At 33.8% G+C, this 21,537-nt stretch carries 11 protein-coding genes; all 11 read left to right on the top strand.

From position 1 onward, the window contains the following. Positions 1-405 precede the first annotated feature (405 nt). The 11 genes from LUD75_RS07395 to LUD75_RS07345 all read left to right on the top strand — a co-directional run bounded on the left by LUD75_RS07395 (position 406) and on the right by LUD75_RS07345 (position 21,504). A complete protein-coding gene (locus tag LUD75_RS07395) occupies positions 406-1,392 on the top strand; it encodes a WYL domain-containing protein (RefSeq protein WP_232705045.1) in 987 nt (328 codons plus the stop codon). Between the two features lie 50 nt (positions 1,393-1,442). Then, positions 1,443-4,481, top strand: a complete 3,039-nt coding sequence (locus tag LUD75_RS07390; RefSeq protein ID WP_232705044.1) for a hypothetical protein — start codon at positions 1,443-1,445, stop codon at positions 4,479-4,481. Further along, on the top strand, positions 4,423-10,341 hold the full coding sequence (locus tag LUD75_RS07385; protein WP_317207314.1) for a DEAD/DEAH box helicase: 5,919 nt from the start codon (positions 4,423-4,425) through the stop codon (positions 10,339-10,341). Before LUD75_RS07390 ends, LUD75_RS07385 begins: the two co-directional genes overlap by 59 nt. Positions 10,342-10,424: 83 nt before the next feature. Beyond that, positions 10,425-11,672, top strand: coding sequence for a DUF2130 domain-containing protein (locus LUD75_RS07380; RefSeq protein ID WP_232705043.1), 1,248 nt, complete (start codon positions 10,425-10,427; stop codon positions 11,670-11,672). Positions 11,673-11,683: 11 nt separating this feature from the next. Next, positions 11,684-12,004, top strand: coding sequence for an HIRAN domain-containing protein (locus LUD75_RS07375; protein ID WP_232705042.1), 321 nt, complete (start codon positions 11,684-11,686; stop codon positions 12,002-12,004). Between the two features lie 89 nt (positions 12,005-12,093). Next, positions 12,094-13,647, top strand: a complete 1,554-nt coding sequence (locus LUD75_RS07370) for a class I SAM-dependent DNA methyltransferase (RefSeq protein WP_232705041.1) — start codon at positions 12,094-12,096, stop codon at positions 13,645-13,647. Next, positions 13,647-15,593 carry an ATP-binding protein gene (locus tag LUD75_RS07365; protein WP_232705040.1) on the top strand — a complete coding sequence of 649 codons (1,947 nt, stop codon included), beginning with the start codon at positions 13,647-13,649 and terminating at the stop codon, positions 15,591-15,593. The genes LUD75_RS07370 and LUD75_RS07365 overlap by 1 nt, the downstream gene beginning before the upstream one ends. A 70-nt stretch (positions 15,594-15,663) precedes the next feature. Next, a complete protein-coding gene (locus LUD75_RS07360; protein WP_232705039.1) occupies positions 15,664-16,761 on the top strand; it encodes a restriction endonuclease subunit S in 1,098 nt (365 codons plus the stop codon). A gap of 6 nt (positions 16,762-16,767) precedes the next feature. Then, positions 16,768-17,079 (top strand): hypothetical protein, encoded by a 312-nt coding sequence (locus LUD75_RS07355; RefSeq protein WP_232705038.1) that lies wholly within the window; start codon positions 16,768-16,770, stop codon positions 17,077-17,079. A gap of 146 nt (positions 17,080-17,225) precedes the next feature. Continuing rightward, the gene (locus LUD75_RS07350) at positions 17,226-19,064 is read left to right on the top strand and encodes a DUF262 domain-containing protein (RefSeq protein ID WP_232705037.1); all 1,839 of its coding nucleotides are present in this window, start codon (positions 17,226-17,228) and stop codon (positions 19,062-19,064) included. 10 nt (positions 19,065-19,074) lie between these two features. Beyond that, complete coding sequence (locus tag LUD75_RS07345; RefSeq protein WP_232705036.1) at positions 19,075-21,504, top strand: DUF262 domain-containing protein; 2,430 nt, start codon at positions 19,075-19,077, stop codon at positions 21,502-21,504. Positions 21,505-21,537: the final 33 nt, after the last annotated feature.

The following is a 21,537-nucleotide window of genomic DNA, read 5'->3' as shown; positions in this document are numbered from 1 at the left end:
TCTAAAGCAAAGATAATTAAAAGCTTTAATTTAACATATTTGAATATTAAACTTTGCTAATTTTTTTAGTGTTTTATGGTTTTCCGTTTTTTCTTTTGTCCTCCTTTAGTAATATCTACGATTTAATAAAGAAGATGATAATTTTTTAAATACATAATACTCTAAAAACTGTTTAATCGTTAATGTGCATTCCTTGTATACGAGGAACCTTCTTCGAAAATATTTGATAATTACTTTTACAACGATGATTTTTATTGCGGAAAGATTTTAGTAGAAGCGAGCTTTGCTACTAAATATATATTATTTCGTATCATTTTATTTGATTTTTTTTGACTCATTACGGTTTCCCGTATTTTCGAAGAGTTTGTTTTTTATAGATTTACGATAAGTAATTCTAAGTCAAAAATGGCAACCAATAAAAACGCACAACTTCGTTACAAAGCATTAGATAAATGTTTTTCCAATCCGTACAAAAATTTTTTTATCGATGATCTAATTGAGTATTGTTCACAAAAATTATCTGAACACAATACCACAGAAACTACAGTTTCTCGGCGTCAGATTTTTGATGATATAGATTTTATGAAGAGCGATGGCGGATTTGAAGCTCCGATAGAATCTTACAAAGAAGGGAGAAAAGTATATTATCGTTATTCAGAAAAAGATTTTTCAATTCTGAAAAAACCATTAAGTTATTCGGAACTAAACATTTTGAATGAAGCATTGGAAACACTCAGTAGAATGAATTCGTTACCAGGTTTTGATTGGGTAAATTCTTTGCAAACTAAATTGAAATCGGGCTTGGATTTAGACAAAAATACTCGTCAAATCATCGGTTTTGAGGAGAATGAATTTTTGAAAGGCTTAGGATTTCTAAACGTTTTGTACCAATATATTTCACAAAATCAATCAGTGGAAATTACCTACAAAAGCTTCAAATCTGATGCAGAATCCCATTTTATAATTTCGTCATATTACCTGAAGCAGTACAATAACCGTTGGTTTTTATTTGGATGGAATCACCAATTTGGAAACATTCAAAATTTAGCATTAGACAGAATTATTAGTATTAAAAATTCAAAAGAAACCTTCATTAACAATGAAATTGATTTCAACGAATATTTTGAAGACATCGTAGGTGTAAGCAATAATCTGGAAGAAAATGCAGTAAAAATTTCGATAAAACTTTCAGACAATATTCTTCCGTACATCATTTCTAAACCAATCCACGGTTCGCAGAAAATGTCTGGAAATACTTTAAATCTTGAATTAAAACTCAACTACGAATTAGAATCTCTTATTCTTTCTTTTGGCGAAAATATGCAGGTTTTGGAGCCTGTCGCTTTAGTTAAAAAGATTAAAGAAAGAGTTTTGAAAATGAGTAATTTTTAATGATGCAGATCTACTGCATAGTTGATGTTTAATGTTGTAAAAAATAACCAATGAGCGAATTTGATAAAATCTTAATTTCCAGAAATATTAAAAATCATTTTGGAAATCCTTTGTGGAAGTTTCAATTATCAAATACTGAATTTCAGCAATTGAAAACTTCTTTTTCTCTTTGTGAAAATAAAAATAGGATAAACCCTATCGATACTGCATTGTATTTTGCCGAATGGTGGAAAAGATGCTACAACGGAGGAAAACCAAGCAAAGAAGTTATTTTTCAATCTTTGGGAAGTACAGTAGAAAAGATAATTGATTGCGAAAGTTTTTTTAAAAAAGCCAAAACTGGAGCAGAGATTTTGGGTGTAAAATGGTTGAAAAAACAGAATGTTTTATTTTTCAGAACATTGCTTTTGCAAGGTGGTTTGCCAATTCAGCATATTTCTGAAAACGAAGGAAGTTACAAGAATTTCTTACTTGCTGTCTTAGAGGAACAGCCAGAAAGTATAGAAGATTTTATGTTTCAACCTCAGATTACGAACTTATTGCCTCCTTCCAGCAGGAATGATATTGTTTATGAAAATTGTTTAGAAATTGTAAAATCAATTTTAAATGACGAAAATACGTATGATGATTTATTGAATTCTAATGTTGCAATCACAAAAATCACAAAAGAATTAAGGGACAGAAAAGTTCATTTACAAAAAAAAGAGAGGGTTTCCAAAATTCAAAATTATTGGTTATTAAATAGTGACCCGCAAAAAACAAATTTAAGTCTGCGATTGGGTTTAGGAGCTCATTACACCAAAGAATCTTTAGAACATATTTTGGGTTTTGAAGTGACTGAAAAAAGTTATCAGTTTTTCATTAATGACCAATTGGTATGCGTTTTCCAAAGAATGCTGAGCGGGAATTACAAAACAGATTGGAACAATCAGCTTTCGCAAGATTGGACCAATGAAAATCTTTTGCCCAATTGTTATGTAATTGTGAATGATAAAAAAATTGAAGTAAAAGATTTTATCACCTTGATTCCGGATTTTTCTGAACCTACGCTTTGGGCGCCTTTTTCTGATAACGAGTGGCGACTGATAAAAGGAAATAGCACGAATAGTGAGACGGCCGCCGTTTTGTTCCCTGAAACTTGGAAATATCAAAGAGAATCGGAAGTATTGAGTATTTTTAATCTAAATTTTAATTGGGTCAGATTTGAAGGACAAATTGAAATTAGCAATGATTCATTTACAAGACATTACACCAGCAATGTATGTTCTTTTGATTGGACGATTATCAGCCAAAATCCGAAATGGATGGTAAAATCTAATATGGTAGTTGTGCAATCTATCCCGAAAATCATTGTTTATAACGACCAAAATGAAATTTTAAAACTCAATGATTACGAAATATTTCTAAAAACAAAATCTGCTAAAGAATGGGATAATATCAAAGAATTAAACCAAATTCCGGCAGGTTGTATCGATTTAAAAATTCTGAGAGACCAAACTATCGCTTACGACTGTTTTTATAATTTAGGAAACCTTAGAATAGATTTTCAGAACCAAAGTATTTCTTCAGCAGAATTGTCTATTTCTAATGCTAGTTTTGATGTTAAGATTAAAGAAACACCTATTTTACAAGTCTTTGAACAATCAAAAAATCAATCATACAAACTTTCGGTAGACACTTTACACAATAAAATACCAAACAGTATTCTCGCAAGTTTAAAAAAGGGCAACTCAAAAAGTTTGTATTTTGAAATCGCCTCGCCATTTGTAGGAATGACACTCATAGACCAAGATGGAAAAATTATCCCAGAGAAAACGCATCTTACCTTCAATCATTTGCACGGCATCAGAATCCTAAGCCAAACCAATGAAACTGTCATTATTAAATTTAAAAATATTCTAAGACCAGAAGTCATCATCTCAAAAGAATTGCATTTGAAAGCGCAACCTTTGATTTCTTTCAGGGATGAGCTTATCCGTTTGTACTATTTGGCAGATGCTATGAACCACGAAAATATGGTCAGTATAGAATTACAAAAAGACGGCATTTGCAGACAATATTTTTTGAAAGGCTTTACGCATTCTTTGAATGTAGAACATCAATCTCAAGGAAAATTAAGTTTATGGAATTCTGACGATGACCTTTCTTTGTACGCCGTTCCGCTCAATTGTTCGGCAGAGAAAATCAATTTAATTCCATTGTTTAGAGAAGATAATAATTATACGATTACGCAGACTAATTTTACCAGTCAATACATCATTATCTCCTCTTATGAAAAAAACAGGCATTTGATGCCAAGATTTGTGAATACTGACAATGATTTTCAAGGTATTGGCAAAAACGAAAGGATAGAATTGTATCATAATCAGCTCAATAGCTCAGATTTTAATTCTAATATTTGGAAAGAAGTTTTAGCTTATTTTACTATTTGCATCAACCAGAATATTCCCTTTTCTACCTTCGACCAGTTAAGGGCGGTTTCCCGAAGTTCTGCTGTAGCTTCCAGAGTTTTCTTTTTTTTAGGTATTAATCATATAAATCCTGATGAGTTTATCCAGAGAATAATTCCGGAATTTGAGAAAGATTTAGGTTTCTGCTTCCATTGGGTAAAAAAAGAAGACTGGGGAATTTCGATTAATGAAACATCTCAATTTATTGTAGATAGATATTTTACAAAAGGTGATGAATCATTTACAAAAGTTGTTGAATTATTTTCAAAATATATGTGTGAGAATAATTTGTCCCAACTTATTCAATATTTTAATAATCAAAAAATATCTACTCAAAAAGTCTATAATCCTTTTGTAGATGAAATAAGAGCCAATTTGGGACAACGTGTTTTGAAAGAACTTCCCGATATGAAGCCTAATGTAACTCATTATTACGACATCCCCAAAAACAATTACGGAAAGTTTTCTCTATTGATAAAAGCGCCGATTGCAGTCGCTGAATCAATAAAAAATGTTCAAAAAGAATTCCCTATTTGGGGCGGCAACGATTTCCGGGAACAAATACGAAGAAACATTCAGTATGCGCAATATCTCTCGCCAGAATTTTACAACAGAATCATCTTGCAAGTATTATCTTAAAAAACAAACACCTATGAATTTCAAAAATTTTTATACAAAAGCAGAGAATCGTTTAACAGATTCTATCCTTTCACTTTGGGCTACAGGAGACAAAGAGATGCAAGATTATTTCAAATCGATTTTAGCTGATGAGCCTATAATGGCAGATGTTGTTTTTCAAGCTATGTTTCCTTGGGAGCAATCGCAAACAAGTTTTGAGAATACCAATTCTTTGTATCATTCCAATTTTATAAAATCCTTAGACTCCATTAAAAATCCGGAATTTCAGTTCCCAAAAAAGCGATTTCCATACAAACACCAAATAGAAAGCTGGAAATCTTTATTAAATGAAAACAAATCTATCGCAGTAACCACAGGAACAGGTTCTGGAAAAACGGAGTGTTTTATGTTGCCCGTTTTACAAGATATTTATGAAAACAGCAGAAACCAAGAAGGTGTAAACGCTATTTTTCTTTATCCTCTAAATGCTTTAATTGCAAGCCAACAAAAGAGAATGCACGCTTGGTGCGATGCTTTGGGAGGAATCAATTATGCTTTGCTCACAGGAAGTACAGAAAATAGAGAATCCAGCATCGAAAAAAAAGACAAAGCAAAACCGCAACTTATTTCACGAGAACAAATTAGAAATTCGCCACCACAAATTTTGTTTACTAACCCAACAATGTTAGAATATATGTTGGTTCGTAATGCAGATGTTCCCATCATAGAAAAATCTGAAGGAAAACTACGCTGGATTTTACTAGATGAAGCCCATACTTTGACGGGTTCTAAAGCTGCAGAAATGGCATTGCTCATCAGAAGAGTGATTTCAGCTTTCAAGGTTGATATAAAAAATGTACGTTTCGCCATCACTTCTGCTACAGTAGGAAATGGTAATGCTGATGTTTTGAGAAAATTTATGTCAAATTTATGTGGGATTTCCGAAAACCAAATCAAAGTAATAACAGGTTTCAGAGTGAATGATTTGCCAGATGAAAATATTCCCAATATTTCTGAAGTTTTAAATCAAAATCAAATTAAAAATCTAAGCAATGAATTGCTGAATCGTTCGGGTTTAACCAATACAGAAATCGGGCAACGTTTAGGTATTCAAAACAAAACAGACCAGATTGAAGCAATGGACATTCTTGCAGAGCAAAACATCAATGGCAAAAATCTTTTACCATTGCGAGGTCACTTTTTCACAAGAGGAATTGGTGGCGTTTACGTTTGTACCAACGCCAATTGCACAGAGCCGCATATTCCCAGAAAAGCTTTGGGGAAAATGACAACCATTGCAGAAACCCATTGCAGTTGTGGTTTCCCGATGTTGGAATTAATTGCCTGTAATAGCTGCGGAAATATGATGATGGAAGGAGAACAGAAAGACAATAAAATCTCGCAAAAAGCCAGCAACGGCTACGAAGCCTTCCAAATTGATGAGGAAAATGAGGAAGAAACAACAAACAATGTTTCACCAAAAATCATAAGATTTATAAAAAAAAATACCACTCAGCGACTAATAAACGAAGATTTTATAGAATGTTCTATCAATCAAGAAGGGAAGATTTTATATGAAAATGAAAATCTATTAAAAATTGATGACTGCAAGTGTCCTCATTGTGGAAATCAAAATGAAAAATCAATTCATTTCCGGATTTCTTCTGCGTTTACCAATCGTATTTTATCAGATATTGTTTTAGATGAAACCCAACCCTCATCTAATCCCACAACCAAAACATTGTACGACGGCAGAAAATATATTTCATTTACCGACAGCAGACAAGGCACAGCAAAAATCTCAGCTTTAATTAACATTGATGCAGAAACTGATTGGATTCGGTATCAGGTTTATCATTTGATGACAAGCAAACTAGCTCATCAAGCAAATGGATTTTCTGTTGACGAACTTTTACAGGAAAGAGTTTATAGAACAGAAGAATTAGAAACTGCACCTCCATTTTTAAAAACAGGAATCGAAGCCAGATTATCAGAAATTGAAAGGCTATTAGCAAATGAAATCAATCATACAGCAACCAGAACAGGATGGCAAGAAATTATAGATGAAATCAAAACCAAGCACGGTTTCAAAACACTTTTCTACAAAGCAGCAAAAGGACAAGATTTTGAAAGAGATTCAGAAGTTTATGCTAAAAGCCTATTGTACGGTCAGTTTGCTAGAAGAATTGGAAGAGAAAGGTCATTGGAAAATCTCGGTTTAATCAATGTGGTTTACCCAGATTTAGATACTATTATTTTACCAGACGAAGCTTCATTGCTGAATATCAATCTTCAAGAATGGAAAGCATTACTGAAAATTGCTGCAGATTATGTCGTTCGTTATGGTTTCAATTTTACTTTTGATGATGGTATGCGTAGATTCAATTCTAAGTTATACAGACCCAATTTAATTTTTCCAAGTTTATCTGAACAAAAAAATAAATGGAAGTTGTATAAATCTGATTCAAAGATTCAGCCCCGATTGATTTTGTTAATTTGCGCCGGTTTAGGTTGGCATAATCACGATGTTATAGATGCTGTAAGAGAAAGCCAATTAAATGATTTATTAGAAAGAATCTGGAAAACTTTACAAGCGAAAATTCTAATCAAAGATGGAGATGGTTACAAATTAGATTTCTTTAGCAAAACAAAACTTGAAATTGCAGGCAGAGAAACGCTTTGTCCTATCACGAACCGACTTTTAGATGCTACTTTCCGAGATTATACGCCTTGGATGAAAGGTTCTCTGACGGATGAGAATATTCAGAATTATAAAATTCAAGATAAAGTAGAAATTCAAATTCCTGTTTATCCAAATCCTTTTCATTTATCTGCTGAAAATGAAAATTTAAATGATGAGGAAATTAATAATTGGTTAAACGAAAATAGCACGGAAGCCAGAGAAAAAGGCTTGTGGAATGATTTACACGAAAGAATTTTCGATAATGAAAAATTATACCTTGCAGGCGAACATTCTGCGCAACAGCAAAAATCCCGGTTAGATGAGCTTGAAGATCAGTTTGAAAAAGGAGAAATCAATATTTTGAGCTGTTCCACAACGATGGAGATGGGCGTGGACATCGGCGGAATCTCAGCTGTTGTGATGAGTAATGTGCCGCCAATGCCCGCCAATTATTTGCAAAGAGCCGGACGAGCTGGGAGACGAGCTGAAAGTAAATCGCTTGCACTTACATTTTGCGCACCCAACCCAATAGGTTTGAGAACAATGAATAACCCAAAATGGGCTTTGGAGCACCCAATAGCGCCGCCAATTTTGAAATTTGACAGCAAGAATATTGTTTTGCGCCACGTCAACTCATTATTGTTTGGTCTGTTTATAAGAAATAATGCTAATAAAGGCTTAAACATCAAAGAAAATATAGAAAAATTCTTTTTTGGGGAACAGCCTAATCTCGGTCAGGAATTTTTGAATTGGTTATCTGATTTGCCTGTTGCAGATTACAGAGAAGACCTTTTGCATCTTATAAAAGGAACACCTCTTGAAAATACAGATTCTGTTCAGTTAAAATTTTCTGTATTTGATAATTTCATGAAAATAGTGACCGATGTTACAAAACAATTTAGAAGTTTTGAAGAAAAACTTGGTGTATTGTTGGAAACAGATGGGGAAAACAGCACTTCTTACAAAGCAATAAAGTATCGAAAAAATCAATTTCTAAAAAAATATATTCTCACTTATCTTGCCGAAAACGGTTTTTTACCCAACGCTGGATTACCAACCGGAATTGTCGATTTTGATAAAACAACTTATGACGATATTAAAAATAATAACCAGAAGATTATTCAAAACCCAACGTATCCACTTGCGAATGCATTAACAGAGTTTGCACCAGGAAATAGTGTCTTGATAGATGGATTAAGTTACAAATCTGCAGGTATTATAATGAAGAATAACTGGGGACAAGAAGGAGAGAAAAATGCCGTGCAAGCTTGTAGAAACTGTGGGTACCAAAGAATCGTTTCATTGAATAACAAATTGGATGATAGCTGTGAGCATTGCAATGCAACTGATTCTTTAATTGGAATAGATTTAAAAGAGCATCGAGGTAGATATACAGAACTTGTAGAGCCCGTAGGATTTGCAGTAGATTTATTTGAAAGACCTACTCGTGTTATTTCAGAAAAGTCAAAACCGCAATATTTGGAACCCTTGTTATTGAATATTAAACCTTGGAATAACAACCAAAGTAGCATTATAGATATACGGTCTACAGACGATGATAGTTCTGAAATCTTGTTTTACAATATGGGCGATGGAGAAGGTTATAGTCTATGTACAACTTGCGGACGGGTAGAAACCAATGACGAAAAATTAATTGGTCACAACAGATTGCGAGGTGGGAAAAATAATGATGGAGAAAATATCTGTGACGGAAAACAAAAAGACCATATCATTTTAGGGGCAAGATTCAAAACAGATTTTACAGAAATTCGTATTCTTGATGCAGAAGGACATAGAGTGAATGATAAAACTTTGATGTACACTTTGGGTGTGATTTTTACAAAATCTTTGGCAGAATTTTTAGCCATTGAAGAAAGTGAATTAGGATTCGGAATCAAAACTTACCAAGGCTACAATACGATTTTCATCTACGATACTGCAAAAGGAGGAGCAGGCTACTCTTCGCAATTTTCTATGTACACCAAAGAAATATTGAGGAATGCATATCACACCTTAAACAATTGCGATTGTACAAAGGCTTGTACGAAATGTTTGATAGACCGTTCTTCGCAATGGCATCTGGAAGAATTGAACAGAAATATTGCCTGTGATTGGCTTCGTTTTGCAAATACAAACCAAGTGCCCGAAAATCTTCAAAATACTGGTCTTTCTATCTCAAATATTTTTGGAACCATAAGCAATGAAGTGATCAGTTTGCAATACCATCAAGGTGTAAAGGAGATTAATATCCATATCAATAATGAAATTTCTAATTGGGACATTGATGACTTGCACGATCTGGAAGAATTGAAAAGAAATAGGATCACAATAAATTTAATCATTGAAGGTAATTTGGAATACCATAATCATCAGGAAAAAATTTCTGTTCATAAACTTTCAGCTCTATATAATTTAAAAAAAGGAACTTCTCATAAAATAATAAATTGCCCACTGCATTTTTCCGTTGTTTTGAATAATAATCAAGTCATTTCCTACATAGCAGAAGCAGGCTACCCAATCCTTGCAAATAAGATATTGAAAAATACAAACATCACTTATTACAAAGTGGTAGAACAAGAAAATATAACTTTGGAAAACTTTATTCTACCAACATTTACTGCCAATATCTTTGAAGCCAGAGTGGGATCGTTACCCTTTAATTCTAATAGTGATAGTCTTGCAAAATCGATGTTCCATAACCTTGAAAATAAATCGGATTTGATAGATAAAATCAAGGGCAAAACCTTCTCCGTAGATTACTTTGATAAATACAACCAATCCGAATTTTCAATGCGTTTACTCTTGCAGTTTATTAATGAAATTAAAACGATTTCTGATATAACAATTGGTGATTTTAGAATTCATTTATCAGAGAATGATTTTAGAAACAATAGAGAACCTTATTACATTCTAGACAATTACAAAACTATTAATGATTATGAAAATGATTTATACCAGATTTCGGAAGACTTTGATTTCAATATAAATCTTATAAACGAAGACCGTTTGCCTCATTACAGATTCTTTCAGTTTAAGAATGGTGAAATGTCTTTCAGCGTAAGGATTGATGGTGGAATTGCACACGGATTAAAACCAGTAGAGTATTTAAAATCTGAAGAGATGACATTAGTGAATACAATATTTAAAATCAAAAAAGACATCCATCACGACATTATTTACACTATAAATATTGGATGATTATAAATCTAGTCCAACTATGCACATCCGCTGCATTGCTGGATTTTACTTTTGCTTCATTAATATAAACAAAAGTAATTATTATGAAAAATTCAACTACCATTCCTTGCCCTCACTGCGGAAAATCTATTGATGTAAATGATGTACTTAAGCATCAGATTGAAGACAGCATCAGAAATGAGTTTGAAGAGAAGGCAAAACTCAGGGAAAAAGAATTATCTGTCGAGAAGGAAAATTTAGAAAAGCAAAAATTGGAATTTGAAAAAAAGAAAAGAGAAGAGAGCGACCTTTTTGCAGAACGTTTAGAAAAAGCTAAAAAACTATCAGAGAAGGAAATCTCAGCAAAAATAAAAAAAGAACTTGAGGACGAAAATAAAGAAAGTCTAGATGCTCTACAGAAAGAACTTGCTGAAAAATCAGAGAAGGTAAAAGAATTTAATAAAATGCAGGCTCAAATTTCGACACTCGAAAGAGAAAAATCTGAAATGAGAGATGCCATCAAAGCCGAATCTGAAAAAGAACTGAATAAAAAAATACTTGAAGAAAAAGAAAAAATCAGCAAGCAGCTGGAAGATGAGGGTGAATTAAAGTTGGCGACAATGAGAAAACAGTTGGAAGACCAAAAGAAACTGACCGAAGAAATGAAACGCAAACAGGAACAAGGCTCTATGCAATTACAAGGCGAAGTTCTAGAGCTGGCTTTGGAAGATTTTCTTCAGGAAAATTTCAGATGGGATAAGATTGATGAAGTACAGAAGGGTACTTTAGGAGCAGATGTTTTGCAGACTGTAAATAATGATGCTCTTCAAATGTGCGGTAAAATAATCTATGAAACAAAGCGTACCAAAAATTTTGACCAAAAATGGCTAGACAAATTAAAGCAAGACCAGTTGAATGCAAAAGCAGAAATCGCAGTTTTGGTTACGGAAACATTACCCAAAAATATTGAGAAGTTTGATGTACAAAATGGAATCTGGATTTGCTCTTACCAGGAAGTAAAATCTTTGGTCGTCGTACTTCGCCAGATTTTAATTGAAACCCAAAAAGTAAAAATAGCCAACGAAAACCGAGGCGACAAAATGGAAATCTTGTACAGCTACTTTACCAGTGGTGAGTTTTCTCAAAAAACAAAAAGAATTCTGGAAATTTATGATGGTATGCTTTCACAACTTGATGCAGAGAAAAAGGTAACCCAAAAGCTATGGGCAAAACGTGAAAAAGACATCAGCATTATGAAAGAAAACCTCTCCATCGTTTCGGGTGATATTGCAGGAATTACCGGCAAAGAAGTCAATCTTTTGGAAGAATATGATGCAATTATTTTAGAATAAAAACAAATAAAATGAATACTAAAAAAGAACACCTCGCCAATTTCCAGATCGCCGGATTTACTTATTACGATGGCGCTTTAGCTTTCAAAGATTTGAAGATTGGAACCAAACTAAAGCTCAAACTGGATGCTGACAACAAATATGATGCAAGAGCAGTCGCCATCTATTACAAAGACCATAAGTTAGGCTACATACCAAAAGCAGAAAACAGAATTTTCTACAAACTTTTCACCGTTGGTTTGCAACGCTTTGTAAAAGCCCGCATCCAAAGAATTTCTAAAGATGAGCACCCGGAAAATCAAATTCAGGTTGTGGCACATATCATCGATTAAAAATTGTTCAATGTTAAGAGCCTTCTGTACAAATTTTGTTTTGAAGGCTCTTTCTTAATCCTTAAATTTACCCAATACAAATAAAATCAATGATCACAGGCGAATTAAGATCTCAAATAGACAAAATATGGAACGACTTCTGGACCGGAGGTATTTCAAATCCTCTTACTGTAATCGAGCAGTTCACTTATCTTATTTTTTTAAAACAATTAGATGACCGGCAGATCCTGATAGAAAAGGAAGTCGCAATGCTGGGTTCTACACTTAAAGAGAACATTTATTCAGAAAACCAGAAAGAACTTCGCTGGAGCTATTTTAAAGATAAAGATCCGGAAACGATGTTTTTGCTTTTCACACGTCCGCAGGTGCAAATTGACAATCTTACGGCTTTTGATTTTATGAAGACCATTGGTGCAGATGGCGGTAAATTCTCAGAATATATGAAAGGGGCAACGTTTATGATTGCCACACCAAAACTTTTGGATAGAGTTGTTCAGCAGATTGACAAGTTGCCTCTGGACAAAAAAGATACGAAAGGAGACCTTTACGAGTATATGCTCAGCAAAATCGCCGAAGCAGGAACCAACGGACAGTTCCGCACACCAAGGCATATCATCCGGATGATGGTGGAGCTGATGCAGCCTCAAAAAGATGACACCATTTGCGATCCTTCTTTGGGAACTGCAGGATTTCTGGTAGCCGCAAGTGATTTCATAAAGCAAACTCAAAACCAGTGGTTTCTGGAAAAAGATTTTCGTGAACATTTTAACCAAAAAATGTTCAACGGAATTGAGATAGATCCTTCTATGATGCGGATTGCGGCGATGAATCTCCAGCTCCACGGAATAGAGACCCCCAATCTTATTGGCGGAAATGCATTGGCAGAAAGCAATTCTATTACCGGTAAATATTCTTTGGTATTGGCAAATCCTCCGTTCAAAGGAGCTTTGGATTATGATGAGGTGGAGAAAAGTCTGCTTCAAACCACCAAAACCAAAAAGACCGAACTTCTATTTTTATCATTGATTCTTAGAACCTTAAAGTTGGGCGGTCGTGCGGCGGTAATCGTTCCGGATGGTGTACTGTTCGGAAGTTCCGGCGCGCACAAAAACATCCGTAAAGAACTGGTAGAAAACCAGCAATTGCAGGGTGTGATTTCTATGCCGAGTGGTGTTTTTAAACCTTATGCAGGTGTGAGTACCGCTATTTTGTTGTTTACCAAAACCAATTCTGGAGGTACAGACAAAGTTTGGTTTTACGATATGAAAGCCGATGGTTATAGCTTGGATGATAAACGAAATCTCCTGATTTCTGAAGATGCAATGGAACAATGCTTCACAGAGCCGGAAAATATTGTAGCGGAGACCGCAGGAAAATGTGACATTCCAAATATCCTTTTGGATTGGAGTGTCATCAACCAACAACTATCAACCAACAACTATACAGATAGAACACAGCAATCTTTCCTTATTCCCAAAGCAGACATCATTACCAATGATTATGACCTGAGCATCAACCGTTACAAAGAAACCATTTATGAAGAAGTAGAGTACGAAAAACCAAGCGCACTGATTGCAGCCATCAAGGCGATAGACACCCAAAGACAAGTCGCCATCTCAGAACTTGAAAAAATGTTGAGCTGATGTATACAACACAGGAAATCATAGAAATCTTAAACACCGTTGATGAAAATGTAGATTTGGAGGTGAAAAAAGGCAATGCGATAGATAAATCAGTAATGGAATCTATTTGTGCCTTTTCAAACGAGCCCAATCTCAATGGTGGACTGATTGTTTTAGGAATAGAAAGAGAAGAACATTCTTTATTCCCGTCTTATATTGTTTCCGGAGTAGAAAATCCGGATAAACTTCAATCTGACATTGCGTCTCAATGTGCCTCTGTTTTTAATTTCCCAATTCGGCCAAGAGTCGAAATTGAAAGATTCGATGATAAAAATATTATTAAAATTGAAGTAGATGAATTATCTGCGGAGAGAAAACCTTTGTATTTTCAAAAAACAGGAATTCCAAAAGGTATTTTCAGAAGAATCGGTCCCACAGACCAGTCTTGTACTGAAGAAGATCTTTCTGTTTTTTTTGGCAATTCGGCAGAGAATTATGACACCACCGTTATTCACAATTCTTCATTGGATGACATTAGTGAAGAATCCGTAGAACTCTATCGTAGATTGATTAAAAAAGTAAAGCCAAATGCAGATGAGCTTGAATTTGAAACTCAAGAACTACTGTATGCACTCAATGCAATAAATACAACAAAAGAGTCGGCAAAACTTACGCTGACAGGCCTTCTTATTTTTGGAAAAAAAATGGCGTTGCGCCGGCTTTTGCCAATGTGCAGAGTAGATTATATCAGAATTTCTGGAAAAGAATGGGTAGAAGATCCCGACCAACGTTTTGAATCTACCATAGATATGCGAGGATCTCTACTAGAATTGCTACCTAGAGCCATTGCTGCGATTGCTGATGATTTGCCAAAAGGTTTCTATCTTCCCGAAGGTGCTTTGCAATCGAAAACAGAAACAGGATTGCCATACAAAGTGCTTAGAGAAGCAATTGTAAACGCATTTATCCACAGATCATATAAAGTAAACAGCCCAATACAGATCATCAGATATTCAAACCGTATTGAAATCAATAATGCAGGCTATTCCCTGAAATCTATCGACAGCATCGGCGATGCAGGATCTTTTGTGAGAAATCCGCACATTGCTTCTATTTTTCACGATACCAACCTTGCAGAAACCAAAGGAACGGGTATTAAATCGATGCGTAAGCTACTGGCAAAAAGCCAAATGCTGCCGCCAACTTTTGAAAGCTCGCACGCAGCAAATAATTTTACCATCAGATTGCTTTTGCACCATTTAATCAATGAGCAGGATCACAACTGGCTTACAAAATTTGAGAAATTCCTCCTTAATGACGAGCAAAAAACTGCCCTTATCTTTCTTCGGGAAGTAGGCGCTCTGGATAATTTGGCTTACAGACAACTTACAGGTGTCAACCTCTTTCAATCCAGTACAGATCTTAGAAAAATGGTTACCTGTGGGATACTACAACAAAAAGGAAACTCAAAGAAAAACACCTATTATGTACCCGGGAAAATATTTTTAGCATCATTGGAACTCCACCAGTTAGAACGCTTATCTGAGGAGTCCGATCCCTTATCAGTGGAGTTCAATCCTTTATTGGTGGAGTTCGATGGCTTATCTGGTAACCTCCAAGGCTTATCTGGTAACCTCCAAGGCTTATCTGGTAACCTCCCGGGTTTATCTGGTAAGTTAGAAGAAACACAAAAGCCAATATCAGAAGAATTGCAAAAAAAAATAAATACAATAGGACAGCGTACAAGCCCGGAAATAATAAGGGGAGTAATTATAGAATTGTGTGCACAAAACGAGTATAATGGGGAAGAACTTTCGCAATTGCTTAAAAGAAACGAATCCTACATCAAAGAACAATACATCCAGAAACTTTTAAAAGAGAAAAAAATAACATACACTATTCCCGAAGTCATCAACCACCCAAAACAAGCTTATAAAACCATCACTCAATCTGACAATAACGAATAATGAAAGACTTAAAAACGATAGATTCCCATATAAAAAACACCATCTTAGAACTTGAAAAATTGTTGGGGTAATGGAGAAAGTGAAATTAGGAGATGTTCTTTTATATGAACAACCTACAAAATATATTGTAGAATCTGATAGATATAATGATGATTTTGAAATTCCTGTTCTTACAGCTGGTAAATCTTTTTTGTTAGGATACACAAGTGAGAAAACAGGGATATTTAATGATTTACCTGTTATAATTTTTGATGATTTTACTACAGCTATAAAATTTGTTGATTTTCCCTTTAAAGTAAAATCTTCAGCAATGAAGATATTAAAACCGAATAAACAAAAAGCAGACATCCGTTATCTATACTATAAAATGTTAACTATCAAAACCGATAGTGAACAACATAAAAGATATTGGATTTCAAAATTCGCTAATATCCAAATCCCACTCCCTAAACTTCCCGAGCAAAAAGCCATCGCTGCAAAGCTCGACAAAGCACAGGAAATCATCTCGTACAACCAACAGCTCATAGAAAAATACGACCAGTTGACCCAATCGCTTTTTATCGATATGTTCGGCAATCCGGTGGGGAATGAGAAGGGATGGGATTTACTTCAAATCAAAGATGTTGGTTCTTCAAGGTTAGGAAAAATGCTTGATGGAAAAAGAATTATTGGAAACAATTTAAAACCTTACTTAAGAAATTCTAATGTTGGTTGGTTTAATTTTAAACTTGACGATCTACTAAAAATGGATTTCGATGAAAATGACAAAGTAGAATTTAGCCTTAAAAATGGTGATGTATTGATGTGCGAAGGAGGTGAAATTGGAAGATGTGCAATTTGGAGAAATGAAATTGAAGATTGTTATTTTCAAAAAGCGATACATAGAATTCGGTTAAATAGTGAATACGTTTTGCCAGAATATTTTGTCTATATGTTCAAAAATTTATCTGATAAAGGAGGTTTGAATGAATTTAAATCAGCAGCAACCATTTCACATTTAACTGGCGAAAAATTAAAAAAAATGAAACTTCCTATTCCCCCAATCTCCCTCCAAAACCAATTTGCCGACCGCATCGAAAAAATAGAAGCCCAAAAACAAATGGCGCAGGAAAGTCTGGCAAAAAGCGAGATGCTTTTTCAGAGTTTGCTGCAGGAATCTTTTAAATAAAACCCAATGACAGAAGAATTACTAAAATCCATCCTCAATGAGCTAATGAGTCTCAACAAGAAAATCGAAAACATAGAAGAAGTTGTAGAAGTCATCTCTCTAAAAATGACAGAGGCAGAAGACCAAAACAACGCACTCATTGCAGCCTCCAAAGCAATAGAGAAAAGCACAGACGGCGTCCGCACAGATATTTCAGAACTCCAGTCCAAAGTCATTTACAATATGCCAAATCTTGGAAACCTGGAGTACACTGCAGAAACCATCGACTTCAAAGCCATTACAGAGAGTTTGAAGCAGATTGAGAAGAATACAAGATAAGCTTCATCAGCGAAAAATGGAGACTTCTACATTCGTTTACAACAAGCTGCGGATAAAGAAGCCTCAAATTAATTAAAAAAAAAACTACAAAACTAACCGTGAATAAAAATACCATTTTATTATTACCAATCAATAAATTACAAGGTATGACCTTCGAAATTGGTAATTACCAAAGAGGATACAAGTGGGGAAAAAAAGAAATTTTGGAACTCCTCAATGATATTAATGATTACAAAAGTGACTCAGGGTTGTACTGTCTTCAGCCTCTTATTTTAAAACCTACAACTCACGAACCAAAAAAAATGCAGATAGATGGAGAGACCTTAGAAATCTTTCCTAAGAATGAAGTAATAGATGGCCAGCAGAGAACTACGACACTATTCTTGTTGTTGTCTTACCTGGAGTTTATTAATGTTATTGATTCTTCTTGGAAGTATGAGATTGATTTCTCAACCAGAACCCGCAGTGGTGCCTTTCTAAAAACAAAACTTCCGGAGCTTTTTACTTTCAATATAGATGCACTTCAGGATTCTGATGTTACAGAGCGGGATTATAGTGATTTGACTAGAGTCAATGAGCTTTGGTCCGCTTTTATAACGGCGCATAAAGAGTATGATACGGTAGATGTGTATCACTTCTTTGTCGTTAGTCTTTTTGTCCGCAAATGGTGTGAAGTAGTGCTGACTGACAAAGCGGATTTTAAAAATAAACTGCTGGAAAACGTCAAAGTGATTTGGTATTCTTTGGATTCGGCAATGAACAATGATAAAGTGATCGAAGTTTTCCTGAATAACAATAAAGGTAAGATAAAGCTGACAAGCTCCGAACTGATAAAAGCACTTTTCATATTGGACATCAAAAGAAAAGAAGTGCAGGAATTGGCAGATCTCAAGATCAGCCAGTTCGCTTTGGAGTGGGATGCTATAGAAAAATCGTTACAGCAAAATTCCTTTTGGTATTTTATACAGCCAAACGAAAATTTGTACAAAGAAGGAACTAGAATCGATTATCTATTTGATCTGCACCTTAACAAACACAAAAAACAGGATGATCTTTTTGCTTACAGATTCTATGAGAAAAACTACAACCAGAACACAGAACAGTTGTCATCATTCGCAGATGAATGGGAAAAAATAGTACAGCTCCACAATAAAATTGTTGACTGGTTCAAAAATCCTGAGCTTTATCATTACATTGGCTATTTGACTAATGCCCATATCAAAAATCTGTACGAAATAATCAAAGAGCTTAAGAATAAAAATAAGGATGATTCTAAGATCCAGCTTAAAACGTTGATTGTAGAAGCTTTTAAAAAAGAGGCAGAAGATGATAATAAAAAGGTTTATCAGATTTATAAACTTGAAAATCTGCATTTCGAAAAACATAAACCAGAGACGCAAAGGGTTCTCTTGCTCCACAATGTGTTGTACTATATCAATAATATTTCTGAAAACAAATTTCCTTTTGAACTCTATGTAAATATGAAATGGAGCATAGAGCATATTATCCCGCAAAACCCTAAAGAGATTACAGATTTTGAACTGTACAAAAACTGGTTTGAAGAGCAGATGAAATTTCAATATGAAGGAGATGGAGTGGAAGAAATAGAGGTTGTGAATGCTTTGAAAAGTAAAACATCATTTGAAGAATTAAAAGCAGATGCAGATCTTAGTGAAAAGATCAATGAATTGATAACGTCGTTCGCAAACAGAACGCATCAGATCAATAATCTTTTACTTCTCGATAGAAACACCAACAGTGCATTGCAAAATGATCCTTTTGAATTAAAAAGAAAAAAAATATTGAGATTTGACAGAAATGGTCAGACCGATTCAGGGATACGTGTTTTCATACCTGTAGAAACATTAAATGCTTTCAATAAAACTTTCAATGATCATATTTCTTACACCCATTGGACTAATAAAGATGGAGAAGCCTACAAAGAAGGAATTGAAGAAAGATTAAAAGAATTTTTACCAAACTAAAACTAATAAAATGTCAATATCAAATTATACATTTTGGAAACTACTGAACGACCAGGGCGTTGAGATACCATCTATCCAAAGAGATTACGCACAAGGTAGAAATTATGGTAAAATCCCCATCATTAGAAAAAAGTTTCTTGAAGCAATATTCAGTGCGCTTGATGACAAAGAAAAATTAGGCCTTGACTTTGTTTATGGAAAAATTTTTGGTCTCAGAAATGAAGAAGAATATAAGAGAAATAAAAAAGCAATTGAATCCTTGCTGCATAGTATAAAAACTTATGCTAACTCTATTGACCTCACTATTGGAGAAACTTCCGTTGCCGAAAAAGATTTTGAAGATCAAAAGTTAATTTATTTGATTCCCTTAGACGGACAGCAGAGATTGACAACTTTGTTTCTTGTTCATTGGTATTTGGCAAAAAGATTGGGAAAGGTATCAGATTTAGCGATCCTTAAAAATTTTAAGTATAAAACAAGAAAAAGTTCTGAAAGCTTTATTAATTTATTATGTTCTGCTGACAAGTTGGAATTCGGAATTAATCTAAAAGAGGAAATTATCAATCTGGAAGGCTTTTCAAATACTTGGGAGAATGATCCTACAGTCAATTCTATGCTGAATGTTATAGGAGAAATACACGAAATTTTTGTTAGTAATTATTCCGAGGAGCAATTGCTATCATTTTACAATGGCCTTACAGCTGATGATTTGATCTACTTTGATTTTTTAGATTTAAAGGATTTTAATCTTTCTGATGATCTCTATGTGAAAATGAATGCGCGGGGGAAACAATTGTCTGATTTTGAAAATTTCAAAGCTTGGTTATTCAATAAAATTGAGCAGGAAAATTTAATTACAGATCAGTCATTGACAGATTACAGCCTAAATTTCGACATCAGCTGGAATGATATTTTTTGGAATGCGAAAAGTAAAAACGTTTATGAAATTGATGATAGTTATTTTGAATATTTCAAGCTGAGTTTTCTAAGCCATTTCATTAATGATTATGTTGCAAAGGAAAATTCTATAATTCCTATAAAAGCAGAAGAGTTTTATCTCAATTCGGAAGTCGTAGATATATTAGTTAAAAAATCGATAGACTTTGATTTTGAAAAGTTCTTTGATAATAATATTTTTAAGAAAAATCTAAAAACCTATTTTAGATTTTTAGAATTATGTAAGGTGGAAACAACTGGAGAATCTAATATGGAAATTTTGGATTCAGCATTGCAGGAGTTTTTCAGCTTTTATTTGGAGAATGACACTTGCAAAACTTTTAGTCAGTTCTATTTTTCAGAGAATATAATGAACACAAATTGGTGGCAAAAGCTTTATTTTTTTGCAATCCAGCGCTACATTTTAAAAGTTGACAAATACCTTATTCATTACAGTCAAGAGGATCTAAACCACTTAAGTGATTACAATAGAATTATTTCAAACTTGATCTTCAATACCTATGTAGATTCGCCTGATGATTTTAAGAATTATCTTTATTCAATCGAAGTATTGCTTGACTCACTAGATCTTTCAAAATCACTAATATTTCAGAATGATCTAATAGGCGATACATCTTTCAGAAAAATCCAAAAAGATGAGGAAATCACAAAATGCGAACTTTTACAAAATATAAAAGAAGTTGATACAGATTGGAGAACAGCGATTGTGTCTGCTGAAAAGCACCCGTATTTTTATGGGCAGATTAATTTTATTCTAAAAGTTTCGGAAAAAGTTATAGATGCATTCATCACTGTTTTTGAAAAATTAGATCCGTTGTTTGAGAGAGAAATTTTGAATCATAAATCTTTCATTTTACAAAGAAGTCTTCTTACAAAAGGCAATTATTTTGTTTCAAAATCAAATAATAAAGAATCGTTTATCAAAAATACCTTCGGAACAGTTCGAGATAGAGATGAAAACTGGAGACAGGTTTTCAATAACGCGAATAAAGTCCAAATTTTAAAATCTTTGATTTTTGATGTTGATTATGATAAGGAAAATGTTGAAGATTCATTAGACAGGATAATTCAAAAGTATGTTGCCTCTAATCTAATTGATGAGATTAATTTTGAAAAATTACATTATAAAGAATTATACATTAGGTGTCCTCAGATTTTCACTTATGGAAGGGAAAACTTAATTCAACTATTTGATGGTCATTATGCTTATCAGCTTAATTCCTCATCAACTATTGGTTATTTTAATGAGCTTATCACATTCTACATTAAAAATTTATATTTTGATGATTTAGATATAGTCAAATATCGATTTGAAATAGGATGGAATCATAATCCTGGATTAGATATTGAAAATTTTAAAGTCAACTTGATACCTTCAGAAAATGTAATAAATGTTACTGACGGATCTTTGGATAATTATGATGTATATCAAAATCTGAAAGGTGTAGTAGAGAAAATTGAAAGTCTTGTTAGCAATATTTAGAGTGATATCAATAATATTTGTATTTTTAAGTTT

The sequence above is a fragment of the Epilithonimonas sp. JDS genome (assembly GCF_021261315.1).
Classification (GTDB): Bacteria; Bacteroidota; Bacteroidia; order Flavobacteriales; family Weeksellaceae; genus Epilithonimonas.
This window is presented reverse-complemented; position numbering and strand designations above follow the sequence as displayed.

Excerpts from the sequence above, each read along its gene's own strand:
- LUD75_RS07395 (WP_232705045.1), top strand. The coding sequence starts at position 406 with ATGGCAACCAATAAAAACGCACAACTTCGTTACAAAGCATTAGATAAA.
- LUD75_RS07390 (WP_232705044.1), top strand. The coding sequence starts at position 1,443 with ATGAGCGAATTTGATAAAATCTTAATTTCCAGAAATATTAAAAATCAT.
- LUD75_RS07385 (WP_317207314.1), top strand. The coding sequence starts at position 4,423 with ATGCGCAATATCTCTCGCCAGAATTTTACAACAGAATCATCTTGCAAG.
- LUD75_RS07380 (WP_232705043.1), top strand. The coding sequence starts at position 10,425 with ATGAAAAATTCAACTACCATTCCTTGCCCTCACTGCGGAAAATCTATT.
- LUD75_RS07375 (WP_232705042.1), top strand. The coding sequence starts at position 11,684 with ATGAATACTAAAAAAGAACACCTCGCCAATTTCCAGATCGCCGGATTT.
- LUD75_RS07370 (WP_232705041.1), top strand. The coding sequence starts at position 12,094 with ATGATCACAGGCGAATTAAGATCTCAAATAGACAAAATATGGAACGAC.
- LUD75_RS07365 (WP_232705040.1), top strand. The coding sequence starts at position 13,647 with ATGTATACAACACAGGAAATCATAGAAATCTTAAACACCGTTGATGAA.
- LUD75_RS07360 (WP_232705039.1), top strand. The coding sequence starts at position 15,664 with ATGGAGAAAGTGAAATTAGGAGATGTTCTTTTATATGAACAACCTACA.
- LUD75_RS07355 (WP_232705038.1), top strand. The coding sequence starts at position 16,768 with ATGACAGAAGAATTACTAAAATCCATCCTCAATGAGCTAATGAGTCTC.
- LUD75_RS07350 (WP_232705037.1), top strand. The coding sequence starts at position 17,226 with ATGACCTTCGAAATTGGTAATTACCAAAGAGGATACAAGTGGGGAAAA.
- LUD75_RS07345 (WP_232705036.1), top strand. The coding sequence starts at position 19,075 with ATGTCAATATCAAATTATACATTTTGGAAACTACTGAACGACCAGGGC.